Source organism: Actinoplanes subglobosus (genome assembly GCF_042650585.1).
GTDB classification, from domain to species: Bacteria; Actinomycetota; Actinomycetes; order Mycobacteriales; family Micromonosporaceae; genus Actinoplanes; species Actinoplanes subglobosus.
Map to the genome: position 1 here is coordinate 232,111 of NZ_JBHSBL010000026.1, position 15,384 is coordinate 247,494.

Annotated in this window: 13 protein-coding genes; 7 read left to right on the plus strand and 6 right to left on the minus strand. The window is 70.1% G+C overall.

Features of this window, described 5'->3' with window-relative positions; genetic code table 11:
• The first annotated feature begins 3 nt into the window (after positions 1-3).
• The 5 genes from ACFO0C_RS39335 to ACFO0C_RS39355 all read left to right on the plus strand — a co-directional run bounded on the left by ACFO0C_RS39335 (position 4) and on the right by ACFO0C_RS39355 (position 5,841).
• Entirely contained in the window at positions 4-1,209 is a 1,206-nt protein-coding gene (locus ACFO0C_RS39335) for a PP2C family protein-serine/threonine phosphatase (RefSeq protein ID WP_378071894.1), read from the plus strand.
• Between the two features lie 140 nt (positions 1,210-1,349).
• On the plus strand, positions 1,350-2,786 hold the full coding sequence (locus ACFO0C_RS39340) for a gamma-aminobutyraldehyde dehydrogenase (RefSeq protein ID WP_378071895.1): 1,437 nt from the start codon (positions 1,350-1,352) through the stop codon (positions 2,784-2,786).
• Between the two features lie 2 nt (positions 2,787-2,788).
• Positions 2,789-4,060, plus strand: coding sequence for a 4-aminobutyrate--2-oxoglutarate transaminase (gene gabT, locus ACFO0C_RS39345; protein ID WP_378071896.1), 1,272 nt, complete (start codon positions 2,789-2,791; stop codon positions 4,058-4,060).
• Between the two features lie 48 nt (positions 4,061-4,108).
• Positions 4,109-4,564 (plus strand): Lrp/AsnC family transcriptional regulator, encoded by a 456-nt coding sequence (locus ACFO0C_RS39350; protein WP_378071897.1) that lies wholly within the window; start codon positions 4,109-4,111, stop codon positions 4,562-4,564.
• Positions 4,565-4,569: 5 nt separating this feature from the next.
• Positions 4,570-5,841: an NAD(P)/FAD-dependent oxidoreductase gene (locus ACFO0C_RS39355; protein ID WP_378071898.1), complete on the plus strand. Its 1,272-nt coding sequence runs from the start codon at positions 4,570-4,572 to the stop codon at positions 5,839-5,841.
• Between the two features lie 80 nt (positions 5,842-5,921).
• Here the strand turns inward: ACFO0C_RS39355 and ACFO0C_RS39360 are convergent, their stop codons facing one another.
• Positions 5,922-7,556, minus strand: coding sequence for a sensor histidine kinase (locus ACFO0C_RS39360; protein ID WP_378071899.1), 1,635 nt, complete (start codon positions 7,554-7,556; stop codon positions 5,922-5,924).
• Positions 7,557-7,627: 71 nt separating this feature from the next.
• Complete coding sequence (locus ACFO0C_RS39365; protein ID WP_378071900.1) at positions 7,628-8,143, minus strand: response regulator; 516 nt, start codon at positions 8,141-8,143, stop codon at positions 7,628-7,630.
• Between the two features lie 62 nt (positions 8,144-8,205).
• On the opposite strand from ACFO0C_RS39365, the gene ACFO0C_RS39370 reads away from it, so the two are divergent.
• A complete protein-coding gene (locus tag ACFO0C_RS39370; protein ID WP_378071901.1) occupies positions 8,206-10,233 on the plus strand; it encodes a glycoside hydrolase family 3 protein in 2,028 nt (675 codons plus the stop codon).
• Positions 10,234-10,376: 143 nt separating this feature from the next.
• Entirely contained in the window at positions 10,377-10,712 is a 336-nt protein-coding gene (locus tag ACFO0C_RS39375) for a gamma-glutamylcyclotransferase family protein (RefSeq protein ID WP_378071902.1), read from the plus strand.
• Between the two features lie 255 nt (positions 10,713-10,967).
• On the opposite strand, the gene ACFO0C_RS39380 is transcribed toward ACFO0C_RS39375, so the two are convergent.
• The 4 genes from ACFO0C_RS39380 to ACFO0C_RS39395 all read right to left on the minus strand — a co-directional run bounded on the left by ACFO0C_RS39380 (position 10,968) and on the right by ACFO0C_RS39395 (position 15,361).
• A complete protein-coding gene (locus tag ACFO0C_RS39380) occupies positions 10,968-12,350 on the minus strand; it encodes an aspartate aminotransferase family protein (RefSeq protein WP_378071903.1) in 1,383 nt (460 codons plus the stop codon).
• Between the two features lie 146 nt (positions 12,351-12,496).
• A complete protein-coding gene (locus tag ACFO0C_RS39385) occupies positions 12,497-13,288 on the minus strand; it encodes an ABC transporter permease (RefSeq protein ID WP_378071904.1) in 792 nt (263 codons plus the stop codon).
• Positions 13,285-14,148, minus strand: coding sequence for an ABC transporter permease (locus ACFO0C_RS39390; protein WP_378071905.1), 864 nt, complete (start codon positions 14,146-14,148; stop codon positions 13,285-13,287). Before ACFO0C_RS39390 ends, ACFO0C_RS39385 begins: the two co-directional genes overlap by 4 nt.
• A gap of 4 nt (positions 14,149-14,152) precedes the next feature.
• Complete coding sequence (locus ACFO0C_RS39395; protein WP_378071906.1) at positions 14,153-15,361, minus strand: polyamine ABC transporter substrate-binding protein; 1,209 nt, start codon at positions 15,359-15,361, stop codon at positions 14,153-14,155.
• Positions 15,362-15,384 lie beyond the last annotated feature (23 nt).

Here is a 15,384-nt window from a genome sequence, read left to right on the forward strand (position 1 = left end):
CTCGTGCCCCCACGCATCAACGACGACGAGCGGCTGCGCCGGCTCGAGGCGGTCACCGATGCGACGCTGTCCCGGCTCGACGTCTCCGATCTCCTCGATGAGCTGCTGGACCGGGTGCGTGATCTGCTGGGTGTCGACACCGCGGCGATCCTGCTGCTCGACGCCCACTCCCAGCAGCTCGTCGCGACCGCGGCCAAGGGCCTGGAGGACGAGGTCCGGGCCGGGTTCCGGGTGGCCGTGGGCCGCGGGTTCGCCGGCCGGATCGCGGCGACCCGGACCGCGGTCCGGCTCACCGACGTCTCCGCGGGCGACGTGGTCAACCCGATCCTGATCACGATGGGCATCCACTCGCTGCTGGGCGTGCCGATCCTGGCCGGCCGGGATCTGGTGGGGGTGCTGCACGTCGGCACGCTGAGCCGCCGCGAGTTCGGCGACGACGACGTGAGGCTGCTCGAGCTGGTCGCCGACCGGGCCGCCGTGGCCGGGCGGATCCGGTCGGCGAAACTCGATCAGGCGGCCGCCCTGGCGCTGCAGCGCAGCCTGCTCCCGGCCCGGCTGCCGTCGGTGCCCGGCGTCGACCTGGCCGCGCGCTACGTGCCCGGCCACGCGACCGGCCTCGGCGGCGACTGGTATGACGTGTTCGTCCTCCCGTCCGGCTGGCTGGGTGTGGTGATCGGCGACGTGTCCGGGCACGGCCTGGCGTCGGCGGTGGTGATGGGCCGCATCCGCAGCGCCCTGCGGGCCTACGCGCTGATCTGCGACGACCCGGCGAAGGCGCTGACCCTGCTGGACCGCAAGGTGCAGCATTTCGAGGCGGGCAGTCTCACCACCGCGCTCTACGCGATGATCAGCCCCGGCCGGGACCGGGCGATGATCTCCTCGGCCGGCCATCTGTGCCCGGTGCTGGCCGCCCCGGACGGCCCGGCCGGGCTGGCCGCCGTGCCGGTCGACCCGCCGCTCGGGGTGATCCACCCGGGCCGGGCCCGCCGCACCACCGCGGTGCCACTGGCGCCCGGCACGCTGCTGCTCTGCTACACCGACGGTCTGGTCGAGCGCCGCGGCGAGGTGATCGACACCGGGCTGGACCGGCTGGTCGCGATCGTTGCGGCCGACGCGCCGGAGGTGGTCTGCGCTACCGTCATGTCGAATGCCGCGGACGAGCTGCCGACCGACGACGTCGCGGTTCTGGCGGTTCGCCGACTCGGATGACGGCTCGTGTGTCACCGTTCGATGGCAGGTTGGTTACCGGCCCCAGCTCCTACGGAAATATTGCTGCGAACTCTTGTTCGCAACGGATTCAGCAGAAAAGATGGGGCCGAATTCGCTGATACCACAGCTGGAGGCGCCGGATGACCGCGAAGACGGTACTGCACAACCTCATCGGGGGCGAGGCCGTCGCACCCGTCGAGGGGCGGTACGAGGATCTCGTCGACCCGTCCACCGGTGAGGTGTTCGCCTCCGCGCCGGTCTCCGGGTCCGAGGACGTCGACCGGGCCATGACCGCCGCCTCCACCGCGTTCCAGCAGTGGCGGGACACCACTCCCGGTGAGCGCCAGCGCGCCCTGCTCAAGTTCGCCGACGCCATCGAGGCCCGCGCCGACGAGCTGGTCGCCGCCGAGTCGCAGAACACCGGCAAGCCGCTCGGCCTGACCGCCAGCGAGGAGCTCCCGCCGGCCATCGACCACCTGCGCTTCTTCGCCGGCGCCGCCCGGGTGTTGGAGGGCCGCTCGGCCGGGCAGTACATGAACGGTTTCGAGAGCTACGTGCGCCGCGAGCCGATCGGCGTCTGTGCCCAGGTCACCCCGTGGAACTATCCGCTGCTGATGGCGATGTGGAAGATCGCGCCGGCGCTGGCCGCGGGCAACGCCGTGGTGCTCAAGCCGTCCGACACCACCCCGGTCACCAGCGTGATGCTGGCCGAGATCGCCGCGGAGTTCCTGCCGGCCGGCCTGTTCAACGTGGTCCTCGGCGACCGTGACACCGGCCGTGCCCTGGTCACCCACAAGACCCCGCAGATGGTGTCGATCACCGGTTCGGTCCGGGCCGGCATGGAGGTGGCCGGCTCGGCCGCCGCCGACCTCAAGCGCACCCACCTGGAGCTGGGCGGCAAGGCCCCGGTCGTGGTCTTCGACGACGCCGACGTCGAGGCTGCCGCCGCGTCGATCGCCGAGGCCGGTTACTTCAACGCCGGCCAGGACTGCACCGCCGCCACCCGCGTGCTCGTGTCCGCCGGTGTCCACGACGACTTCGTGGCGGCGCTCGCGGCCCAGGCCCGGGAGATCAAGACCGGCGCCCCGGACCAGGAGGACGTGCTCTACGGCCCGGTCAACAACGCGAACCAGCTGGCCCGGGTCGCCGGTTTCATCGACCGGCTGCCCGAGCACGCGGTCCTCCAGGCCGGTGGCGCGCGGGTCGGCGACCGGGGCTTCTTCTACTCCCCCACGGTCGTCTCCGGGCTGCGGCAGGACGACGAGATCATCCAGAACGAGGTGTTCGGCCCGGTCATCACCGTGCAGCGGTTCGGCGACGAGGACGAGGCGGTCGGCTACGCCAACGGTGTCGAGTACGCCCTGGCCTCCAGCGTCTGGACGAAGGACCACGGCCGGGCGATGCGGATGACGCAGCGGCTCGACTTCGGCTGCGTGTGGGTCAACTGCCACATCCCGCTGGTCGCCGAGATGCCGCACGGCGGATTCAAGCACTCCGGGCACGGCAAGGACCTGTCGGTGTACGGGTTCGAGGACTACACCCGCATCAAGCACGTCATGCACAACGTGGGGGCCTGACCGTGACCAGCTCGGAGGAACTGCACAAGCGGCGGCTCGCTGCCGTCGCCAAGGGTGTCGGGTCCGTGGTGAACGCCTATGTCGCCGACGCGAAACTGGGCACGATCACCGACGTCGACGGCCGGGAGTGGATCGACTTCGCCTCCGGGATCGCGGTCACCAACGTCGGCAACGCCGCCCCGCGCGTGGTCGAGGCGGTCCGCGCGCAGGTCGAGCGGTTCACCCACACCTGTTTCATGGTGGCCCCCTACGAGTCGTACGTGGCGGTCTGCGAGCAGCTGATCGATCTGACCCCGGGGAGCTTCGAGAAGCGGGCCGCGCTGTTCAACTCGGGTGCCGAGGCGGTGGAGAACGCCGTCAAGATCGCCCGCCACGCGACCGGACGGCCGGCCGTGATCGTGTTCGACCACGCCTACCACGGCCGGACGAACCTGACGATGGCGCTGACCGCGAAGAACATGCCGTACAAGCACCGGTTCGGCCCGTTCGCCCCGGAGGTCTACCGGGCGCCGATGTCGTACCCGCTGCGCGACGGCGGACTGACCGGTCCGGAGGCGGCCCGCCGGGCGATCGACGTGATCGAGAAGCAGGTCGGCGGTTCCAACGTGGCGGCCGTGCTGATCGAGCCGATCCAGGGTGAGGGCGGTTTCGTGGTGCCGGCGCCGGGCTTCCTGCCGGCGATCGCGGCGTGGGCGACGGCGAACGGGGCGGTGTTCATCGCCGACGAGATCCAGACCGGGTTCGCGCGTACCGGGCAGTGGTTCGCGTCCGAGGACGAGGGCCTGGAGCCGGATCTGATCACCACGGCCAAGGGCATGGGCGGCGGGCTGCCGATCGCCGGGGTCGTCGGGCGGGCCGATCTGATGGACGCGGTGCACGCCGGTGGGCTCGGTGGGACGTACGGCGGTAACCCGGTGGCCTGCGCGGCCGCCCTCGCCGCCATCGAGACCATGCGTGAGCTGGACCTGAACGCCGCGGCCCGGCGGATCGAGTCGGTGCTGAAACCGGCGCTGGCGGAGATCGCCGCCGGGGACCCGGGGATCGCCGAGGTCCGTGGCCGCGGCGCGATGATCGCGATCGAGCTGGTGCTGCCCGGCGACGAGCCGGATCCCACGCGGACCGCGAAGGTGTCGAAGGCCTGCCACGAGGCCGGACTGCTGACGCTGACCTGCGGCACCTACGGCAATGTGCTGCGTTTCCTGCCGCCTCTGGTCATTCCGGACGAGCATCTGCGTCGCGGTCTCGACATCCTCCGCGGCGCTCTGCTCACCTGACGGGCGACCCCTTTGCTGACGTCAAGCGTTCCAGGGAAGAATCGCGGCGTGACGGACGTGACGCTGGACGATACGAACAAACTGATCATCGAGCATCTGCAGCGTGACGGCCGCATGTCGTACGCCACGCTGGCCAAGACGATCGGTCTCTCCGAGGCCGCGGTGCGCCAGCGCGTGCAGCGGCTCCTGGACAACGGGCTGATGCAGATCGTGGCGGTCACCGACCCGCTGACCCTGGGTTTCGCCCGGCAGGCGATGGTCGGCCTGCGGGTCAACGGCAACCTGCGCACCATCGCCGACCGGATCGCCGAGGTCCCCGAGGTCGACTACGTGGTGATCTGCGCCGGGCGTTACGACCTGCTGGTCGAGCTGGTCTGCACCGACGACGAGCACCTGCTCGACATCCTCAACGAGAAGGTGCGCACGATCGACGGCGTCACCGAGGCCGACACCTTCATGTACCTGCGACTCGCCAAACAGACCTACGCCTGGGGAACACGGTAGAACCTATGAACAGCCCCTCCTTCTGGCTCGACAGTCTGGGCCCGATCGAGAAACGCCCGCCGCTCGCCGGTGACCTCTCCGCCGACGTGGCCATCGCCGGCGGCGGGTACACGGGCTTGTGGACCGCGTATTACCTGGCCAAGGCCGACCCGTCGAAGCGGGTCGTGGTCCTGGAGGCGGAGTACTGCGGCTTCGGCGCGTCCGGCCGCAACGGCGGCTGGGCGTCCGGCCTCTTCCCGGTCTCCGAGGCCAAGCTGTCGCGGCGGTTCGGGCCGGACGCGGCGGCCGCCATGCACCGGGCGCTCGGCGACACCGTCGACGAGGTCGGCCGGGTCGCCGCCGCCGAGGGCATCGACTGCGACTACGCCAAGGGCGGCACGCTCTCCCTGGTCCGCAGCACGGTCCAGCTGCGGCGGGCCCAGGGCGACCCGGGCTTCGTCGACGCGGACACGGCGAAGGCCATGTGCCGCGCCACCGACGTGCTCGGCGGCGTCTACAGCGAGCACTGCGCCGCCCTGCACCCGGCCAAACTGGTCCGCGGGCTGGCCGAGACCGTCGAGCGCCTCGGCGTCACGATCCACGAGGGCACCCGCGTCGAGGAGATCAAAACCGGACAGATCAAGACCATGCGGGGTACGGTCACCGCACCCACGATCGTCCGGGCGCTGGAGGGTTACACCGCCGGCCTGGCCGGGCACCGCCGGGACATCGCGCCGGTCTACTCCCTGATGATCGTCACCGAGCCGCTGCCCGAGGAGTTCTGGCAGCGCGTCGGACTGGCCCGGCGGGAGACGTTCACCGACGAGCGGCGGCTGGTCATCTACGGTCAGCGGACCGCCGACGACCGGCTCGCGTTCGGTGGGCGCGGGGCGCCGTACCACTTCGGCTCGAAGATCCGCCCGGAGTACGACCTGGTGCCGGAGGTGTTCGAGGCGCTGCGGGCGACGCTCACCGAGCTGTTCGGGATCGACCCGCCGATCGCCTACCGGTGGGGCGGGCCGCTCGGCATCCCGCGGGACTGGATGCCGTCGGTCGGTCTGCGGGACGGGATCGCCTGGGCCGGGGGCTACGTGGGCGATGGTGTCGCGGCGGCCAATCTCGCCGGGCGTACCCTCGCGGATCTGATCCTCGGGGTGGACAGTGACCTGACCCGCCTGCCGTGGGTCGGGCATCGCTCGCGCCGGTGGGAGCCGGAGCCGGCGCGATGGCTCGGCATCAACGTGGGCCTGCGGGCGACCGCCCTGCTGGACGCGTTCGACCGCCGCCGCGCCGCCTGACCTTCGTCGGCGGGCAGCCTTCGAAAGGCGGGCGGCCTCCGAAAGGCGGGCAGCTTTCGCCTCGCGCCGATCGCTTTCGGTCAGGCCGGTGGGCCGGCGAGCGGGAGCCGGATGCAGACGATCGTGCCGGACGGGCGGTTGTCGGACAGTTTGATCGTTCCACCGTGCAGCAGCACGATGGCGCGGGCCAGGCTCAGGCCCAGCCCGCTGCCGGTGCTGCCCTGATGGCGGACGTTGCTGCCGCGGAAGAACCGGTCGAAGACCCGGGCGTGCTCGCCCTCGGGGGTGCCGATCCCGCCGTCGGCGATGCACAGCTCGGCGGTCGTGTCGACGGCCCGCAACGTGACGTGCACCGGCGCGCCGACTGGGCTGTACCGGACAGCGTTGGACAGCACGTCGTCGACCACCTGACGCAGCCGGACCCGGTCGCCGGGCAGGCGCAGCGCCGCCGGCAGCTCGGTGACCAGGGTGAGCCGGTCGCCGCTGTGCCGCAGGCAGGTCGCCGCGTCGGCCACCAGTGACGCCAGGTCGACGTCGTGCACGTCCAGGCCGAGGTGGCCGGAGTCGAGCCCGGCCAGGTCGAGCAGGGTGTCGGCGATCCGCTGGAGGGCCTCGGCGTTGCGGGCGATCACCCGGGTCATCTCCCGGATCTCCGGGTCGAGGCCGGCCGTCTCCTCGGCCAGCAGGGTGGCGTTCGCGGTGATCGAGGTGAGCGGGGTCCGCAACTCGTGCCCGACCAGGTCCACGAAGTCGCCCTGGGCACGGGCCAGCTGGCGCGACAACTCCTCGGCCCGGCGCTGCGCGACGAATATCCCGATCTGCGCGGCCACCCCGTCGAGCAGGACGGTGAGCAGGTCCGGCTCGTACTCCTGGGTGCCGGCGTAGCAGGCCAGCACGCCGAGCAGGGTGCCGCCGTCGCGGACCGGCACGGCCAGTGCGGTGCGCACCCCGCGGCGCAGGCAGATCTGCACCCGCTCCCGCTCGTGGGCGGTGCGCAGGTCGGAGCTGAGCGCGATGTCCGGCACCCAGATCGGGCGTCCGCTCTCCCAGACCCGGCCGGTGATGCCCTGCCCCCACTCCGGTGTGTGACCGAAGAAGCCCTCCGGGTCGAGGCCCGCCGCGTCCCAGTGACCGACCGACTGGAGCATCCCGGTCGCGTCGTCGATCAGGAACAGCTCGGCGCACGGCCAGCCCAGCGTGGCGGCGACCGCCCGCAGCAGGTTCGGCGCCGCCTCGGCCGCGGTGCCGGCCTGCTTGAGCACGTGCTCGACGGCGATGTGGCAGTTGCGGAACCGCTCGACCCGGCGCAGCGCGGTGACCTCGTGGGAGACCGCGACCGCACCGAGCGTCGTCCCGCCCGGCCCGGGGATCGGCTGCGCGCTGGTGTCGAAGATCCGCACCCGGTGCCCGGGACGGCTGACCATCACGTCCTCGGAGATCACGTGCTCGCCGTGCAGCGCGCGCAGCAAGGGGTTCTGCGCGCGCGTCATCGGCCGCTGATCGGGTGTGGTCAGGTGCTGAAACACCCGGTCCTCGAAGTCGGGTGGGAGCGGACCGTCGAGGCCGATGCCGGTGATCTCGCGCATCGCCCGGTTGGCGAAGACCACCCGGCCGTCACCGTCGCAGGCGAGCACGCCGGCGTCCATGCTCTGCAGCAGGGCGCCGAGGAAGGCACCGTTGTCCAGAGCGGCCGCGGCCTCGTCCAGCACCACCATGACCCGCCCGATTCTGTTCAGCGAGGCCCGTGGTCACGGGCTGTTCAACGCCTTACCCACTTCCCTATTTTTCATACTGAGACGGGCATGTCCGCCGGACACCGATTGTCCGCCGCATCGTGGTCGTGCGGACCGATGCCGACCAGCTCGTCCATGGTCGCGAGCAGGCGGTCGTTGGGGCACGGCTTGAGCATGATGGCGCAGACCTGGGCGGCACCGGGACGGGGATCACCGGGCCGCAGATGACCGCTGAGAACGGCCACCGGGATCAGCCGGACATCGTCGTCCGGATGACTACGGATCGCGTCGATGAGCTCCCAGCCGTCCATCACCGGCATACCCAGGTCGGTGAGCACGAGATCCGGCCGGTGCTCGAGGATCGCCTCGAACGCTGCCCTTCCGTCCGATGCCCGGAGCACGGTCATTCCGGTTCGCTTGAACACCCTGACGAGAACGACCGCGATGTCCTCGTCGTCCTCAGCGATCAGCAATACGGCCATGTCAGCTCCGTCGGAAGTCCGTCGTTCCAGCATGCGCCAGCCCGGCACGGCCCGGGGCGAGATCGGCATATCGCCCGAGATCGGCATATCGCCACCGGCGACCCGTGCGTTCTCCTGGACGGAGGACCCCGACCACCGAGGAGAACGGCATGCGACCACTGTTCCGGCTCGCCGCTCTGGGCGCCGCCGTCGCGCTCACCATGGCCGTCACTCCGGCCTCCGCCGCCTCCGACCCGCTTTATCTCGACGCGGGACAGCCCGTCGAACGCCGGGTCGCCGATCTGCTGTCCCGGATGACCCTGGACGACAAGATCGGGCAGATGACCCAGGCCGAACGCGCCCAGGTCGACGGCGACCCCGACCTGGTCACCCGGTGGCGGCTCGGGTCGGTGCTGTCCGGCGGCGGGTCGGTGCCCACCCCGAACACCCCGCAGGCCTGGGCCGAGATGATCAACAGCCTTCAGCGGGCCGCCCTCGCCACCCCTCTGCGGATCCCGCTGCTCTACGGCATCGACGCCGTCCACGGGCACGGCAACGTGCACGGCGCCACCGTCTTCCCGCACAACATCGGCCTCGGCGCGAGCCGGGACGCCGGCCTGGTCGAGAAGGTGTACCGGGCCACCGCCGCGGAGATGCGGGCGACCGGCATCCGGTGGGACTTCGCGCCGTGTGTCTGCGTCACCCGCGACGAACGGTGGGGCCGCTCCTACGAGAGCTTCGGCGAGGATCCGGCCCTCGTCAGCCGGCTCGGCGGGAGCGCCGTCGACGGGCTGCAGAACAACGGGGTCGTCGCCACCGTCAAGCACTTCGCCGGGGACGGCGACACCCGGTACGGCACCGGTGACAGCGGCTACGCCATCGACCAGGGCGTCACCGCCGCCGGCCCGGACGACTTCGCCCGGATCGACCTGGCGCCGTACGCCGCCGCGGTCCGGGAACACCGGGTGCGCAGTGTCATGCCCTCGTTCTCCAGCGTCGGCTCGGAGGGTGGGCCGGTCAAGATGCACGCGAACCGGGAGCTGATCAACGGCACGCTCAAGGAGGGGTTCGGCTTCGACGGGTTCGTGGTGAGCGACTGGGAGGCCATCCACCAGCTGCCTTCCGCCCCGGGCGGTGACGAGCCGACCGCCGACCAGGTCCGGGCCGGGGTCGAGGCGGGCGTCGACATGTTCATGGAGCCGACGACCGCGCCGCTCTTCCAGGAACGCCTCAGGGCCGAGGTGGAGGCCGGCCGGGTGTCCCGGGCACGGATCGACGACGCCGTCACACGGATCCTGCGGGTCAAGTTCGAGCTCGGGCTCTTCGAGGAGCCGTACGTGACCGCCGGGCCGATCGGGACCGCCGCCCACCGGGAACTCGCCCGCGACGCCGTCGCCGCCTCCCAGGTCCTGCTCAAGAACACCGGTGACGTCCTGCCGTTGCGGCCGGACGCGACGATCTACGTGGCCGGGCGCACCGCGGACGACATCGGCAACCAGTCCGGCGGCTGGACCGTCGACTGGCAGGGCCGCAACGGCGACGTCATCCCCGGGACCACGATCCTCGACGGCATCCGGGCCGTCGCGCCGGCGGTCACCTTCAGCGCCGACGCGTCCGCCCCGATCGGCGCGGCGGACGTCGGGGTCGTCGTGGTCGGCGAGACGCCCTACGCCGAGGGCCACGGCGACGTCGGCAGCAAACCCTGGCAGTTCGGCACCGCCGAGCAGAAGGAACCCAAACTCCTCACCCTGCAACCGGCGGACCAGGCGGTGGTCGACAAGGTCTGCGCGGCGGCGGCCCGGTGCGTCGTCCTGGTCGTGTCCGGCCGGCCGCAGGTGGTCACCGGCCTGGACCGGGTCGACGCGCTGGTCGCGTCGTGGCTGCCCGGCAGCGAGGGCGCCGGGGTGGCCGACGTGCTCTTCGGCCGCGAACAGTTCACCGGACGGCTGCCGGTGTCCTGGCCCCGCGCGGCCGAGCAGGTCCCGGTCAACGTCGGCGACAAGATCTACGAGCCGCTCTTCCCGTACGGCTGGGGGCTGCGCACCACCGCATCCACCCCGCTGGACACCGCGGCGGCCCGGGTCGCCGCCGGCACCACCCCACCGGGCTGGCAGTCGATGATCGCCGACGCCGCCGTGGCCACCGAATCCGGCGACCCGTCCAGGGCGGCCACCCTCCTACGCCCCTTGACCTCCTGACCCGCGCGGTTCGCGGATTCGGCCGAAGCTGATCTTGTCAGGTTCACCGCTGATGGCAGTCCCTGGCATGACCGGGGCCGGCGTGGTTGCGCGACTGGATCACGCCCGCAGGGTAGCCCCGGCGTCTGGATAGGATGGTGATCATGCCGCTTCTGTTCTCCTACGGGACCCTGCGGGATCCGGCAGTGCAGCGCAGCGTCTTCGGGCGTGAGCTCGGCGGGCGGGCCGACCGGATCGTCGGTTTCCGGGTGGAGCAGCTGGAGATCACCGATCCGGAGGTGCTCGCGGTCAGCGGCGAGACCTACCACCCGATCCTCGTGCGCACCGACGACTCCGGGGAGACGGTCGAGGGGGCGGCGCTCGAGGTGACCGAGGCGGAGCTGCTGCTCGCCGACGGCTACGAGGTCGACGAGTACCACCGGGTCACGGCGCCGCTCGCCTCCGGTGACACCGCCTGGGTTTACGTCGCCCGAGACTGACCGTCGCCGCCGCGCCCACCGCACGCCGGGCCGGCAAGGCGAAACCGGCTGGCCCACACCGCTGTCTCGGTGTGCTGAGACAGCGGCGGAACCAACCGGTGACCACCGGATTCAGCCCGGCGGTCGCGCTGTCGGCCGGGATCGGCGCCTGCGTCGCGGTGTAGCCCGGGTACTCTTCGTGGCCGTACAAAATGGGGGAAAGCGGCAGGCGCGCCGACCTGAGCCGACGCGCCTGCGGTGAGTGGTCTTGACCTTTCAGAGGAGTTTCTGGGCCTCGGTGAGCACCGACCGGAGGATCTGCTCGATCTCGGCGAACTGGGTCTCCGTCGCGGTCAGCGGCGGCGCCAGCTGGATCACCGGGTCGCCACGGTCGTCGGCGCGGCAGTAGAGGCCGGCCTCGAAGAGGGCCTGCGAGAGGAAGCCGCGGAGCAGGCGCTCGGACTCGTCGGCGTTGAAGGTCTCCTTCGTCGCCTTGTCCTTGACCATCTCGATGCCGAAGAAGTACCCGTCGCCGCGGACGTCGCCGACGATCGGCAGGTCGAGCAGTTTCTCCAGGTACGAGCGGAAGAGCGGGCTGTTGTCGCGGACGTGCCGGTTGAGACCCTCACGCTCCATGATGTCCAGGTTGGCCAGCGCGACCGCGGAGCCGACCGGGTGGCCGCCGTAGGTGATGCCGTGGGCGAACCAGTTGGTGCCGGTGAGGAACGGCTCGGCCAGGCGGTCCGAGGCGATCATCGCGCCGAGCGGGACGTAACCGGAGGTCAGGCCCTTGGCGACGGTGATGATGTCGGGCTGGTAGCCGTACCTGTCGGCGCCGAAGTACTCACCGAGGCGGCCGAACGCGCAGATCACCTCGTCGGAGACGAGCAGCACGTCGTAGCGGTCGCAGATCTCGCGGACCCGCTGGAAGTAGCCGGGCGGCGGCGGGAAGCAGCCGCCGGCGTTCTGCACCGGCTCCAGGTAGACGGCGGCGACCGTGTCCGGGCCCTCGAACTCGATCTGCTCGGCGATCCGGTCGGCGGCCCAGACGCCGAACTGCTCCGGCGTCATGTTCTCGTCGGGGCGGCGGTAGTAGTTCGTGTTCGGTACCCGCATCGTCGACGGGACCAGCGGCTCGAAGTCCTGCTTGAACGGCGGGATGCCGGTGATCGACAGGGCGCCCATCGAGCTGCCGTGGTAGGCGACGGCGCGGGAGATGACCTTGGTCTTGAGCGGCTTGCCGACCCGCTTGAAGTAGGAGCGGGCCAGTTTCCACGCCGACTCGACGGCCTCCGAGCCGCCGGTGGTGAAGAAGACCCGGTTCAGGTCGCCGGGCGCCAGGTCGGCGAGGCGGGCGGCCAGCTCGATCGCCTTCGGGTGGGCGTAGGACCAGATCGGGAAGTAGGCGAGCTCGGCGGCCTGCTTGGCGGCGGCGTCGGCCAGCTCCTGCCGGCCGTGACCGGTCTGCACCACGAAGAGGGCGGAGAGGCCGTCCAGGTAGCGGCGGCCGGTGGAGTCCCAGACATAGCAGCCGTCACCGCGGGTGATCACCGGCACGGGGGCGCTCTGGTAGGCCGACAGGCGGGTGAAGTGCATCCAGAGGTGGTCGCGGGCGGTGTTGGACAGTGCGTCCACGTCAGCGGGGGATCGGTCTGTCACGGGTATCTCTCCCACTAGTTCCAGAGGTAACCATGATCCTGCCCACGGAATCCGTCGCACACAAGAGATCCCGCGACTATTTCCGCAGGCTTAACAGAAATCGGCCCGGCGCTTCAGGGAAGCACCGGGCCGATTCGCACCGTCTGTTACGCGGCGACCTTCTTCTTCGACCGCGAACGGATGTTGGAGACCACCGCGAACAGCACGCCGGCCGCGAAGATCATCGTCCCCATCACGTTGACCTGCGGAGGCAGGCCGACACGGGTCGCACCCCAGATCCACAACGGGAACGTCTCGGTGGTTCCCGCGGTGAAGTTGGTGATCACGAAGTCGTCGATGGAGAGCGCGAACGCGAGCATCACGCCGGACATGATGGCCGGCAGGATGATCGGGAAGATCACCTTCCAGAAGGTGGTCCAGCCGGTCGCGCCGAGATCGGCGGCCGCCTCCTCGAGGGACCGGTCCAGGGTCATCACCCGGGCCCGGACCACGATGGCGACGAACGACACCGAGAACATCACGTGGGCGATCGTGATGGTCACCGCGCCGAGCGGCGCCCCGATCGACACGAACAGGCTCAGCAGGGACGAGCCCATCACCAGCTCGGGCGACGAGATCGCGGCGAACATCAGCAGGTTGAGGCCGCTGGAGCCGCGGAACCGGAAGCGGCCCAGCGCGTAGCCGATACCGGTGCCCAGCGCGCCGGCGATCACCGCGGTGAGCACCGCGACGAGCAGCGACGTCACCAGGGCGTCGGTGAGGGCCTCCAGGGCGAACACGTCCTTGTACCACTTGAACGTGAAGCCCTGCCAGGTCTGGTTGTACCGGCCGCTCGGGTTGTTGAACCCGAACAGGACCATCACCGAGATCGGCAGGATCAGCCAGCCGATCAGCACCCAGGTGTAGACGTGCAGCAGGCGTCCACCACGGCCGGTCATCGCGCCGCCACCTTCATCACGTCCTCCGTGCCCAGTGCCCGGGCATAGGCGAAGACCCCGATCAGCAGCACCGCCATCAGCGTGAACGACAGCGCCGACGCCGACGGGTAGTCGGAGTTGGACAGGTACTTGGCCTGGATGACCTGACCGATCATGGTGGTCTCCGAACTGCCGAGCAGTTCCGAGTTGACGTAGTCGGAGCTGGCCGGCACGAAGGTCATCAGCACGCCGGCGAAGACGCCCGGCAGCGCCAGCGGGAAGATCACCTTGCGGAACGAGGTCATCGGGGAGGCGTACAGATCCCGCGCCGCCTCGACCACACGCGGGTCGATGCGTTCCAGCGCCACGTAGATCGGCAGCACCATGAACGGCAGGAAGCTGTACACCAGCCCGGCGATGACCGCGCCGGACGTGCCGAGCACGTTGAAGCCCTCCGGAAGGATCCCGGCGGCCTTCAGCGGGTGCAGCAGCACACCGTCGTCGGTGAGCAGCATGCGCCACGAGATGGTGCGCAGCACGAACGACACGAAGAACGGCAGCATGATCAGGAAGAGGTAGGTCGCCTTCTTCTTACCCCCGTAGAAGGCGATCCAGTAGGCGACCGGGAACGCCATCACGATCAGGATGATCGACGTGAGGGCGCCGTACACCAGCGAGCGGATCAACTGGGTCTGATAGTCCGCCAGGGACTCCGTGTAGTTCTGCCAGTGGCCGGTGAACACGAAGCCGTTGACGATGTCGCCCTCCTGCAGCGACAGCGACAGCATGGTGACCATCGGCACCGCGAAGAACAGCAGGAGCCACAGCCCGCCGGGAAGGACGAGCAGATAGGGCGCGAGTGTACGTTTCACCCGGTCCATCGGTTTACCCCAGCACGATCGGTTGGAACACCCGCTCGAAGTCGTTCTTCTCCTCGGCGGTGTTGAAGTTGACGTAGTAGTGGAGCCGCTTGTACTCGGCGTCGCCCGGGAAGACCAGCGGGCTGTCGGCGACCGAGAGCAGGAAGTCCTTGTCCTCGCCGGACGCGGCGGCCGCGTGCTTCTTCATCTGGGCCTGCGCGCCGGGCACCGGGCACACGTAGTTGATGTACTCGGCCAGCGTGGTGGCGTTCTCCAGGTCGTACAGGAAGTCCATCAGCTCGATGGCGTCGACCGGGTTCTCCGCGGTGACCGGGATGGCCATGTTGTCGGTCCAGATCGTGCCGCCCTCGGACGGGATGACGAACTTGAAGTTCGTGCCGTCGGAGACGTTCTTCTGGAAGATGTCACCGGACCAGGCCTGGGTGATCCAGACCTCGCCCTTGCCCAGGGCGTCGACGTAGCTCTGGTCGTAGTAGTTGCGGACGATGTCCGCGTCCTTCTGCTCCTTGAGCTTGGCCGCCGCCTGCTTCCACGAGGTCTCGTCCGACTTGGCGGGGTCGAGACCGGCCGCGAGCAGGCCGAAGTTGCCCAGCTCCTGGAGGTCCTTGAACATGCCGACCTTGCCCTTGTAGGCCGGGTTCCACAGGTCGGCGAGGCTGGTGACCGGGTCCTTGATCTTGGACGGGTCGTACGCGATACCGGTGATACCGGACGCGTAGGGGATGCTGAAGACGTTGCCCGGGTCGTACGAGGAGGCGGCGTACGACTTGGCCGCGTTGGCGGCGTAGTTGGGCAGCTTGGAGTGGTCCAGCGGGGCGAGGAAGCCCGAGTCACGGAACTGGCCGAACTGGATCGAGTTGGTGATGACCATGAGGTCGTAACCGATCGACTGCCCGGCGGACAGCTGCGGCTGGACCTTGGCGAACCAGGGGCCCATCTCCTGGATGACCTCGTCGTAGGTCACCTGGATGCCGGTCTTCTGGGTGAACTTCTTGAGTTCCGGCTTCTTCGGGTCCATGTAGAGCGGCCAGTTGGCGAAGTTGAGCTTGCCGGTCTGGGTCTTGCCGGACCAGAACTTCGCGACGGCGTCGGGGGCAATGCTGGCCTGCGGTTTGCCCTTGCCCTCCACGCCGCACGCGGCGAGGAAGGCGCCCATCGCCGACAGCCCGCCGAGGCGCAGCGCGTCGCGGCGGCCGAGCCGCGACTGCGTCATGCCTCGCACGAGGGAGGGGCTCG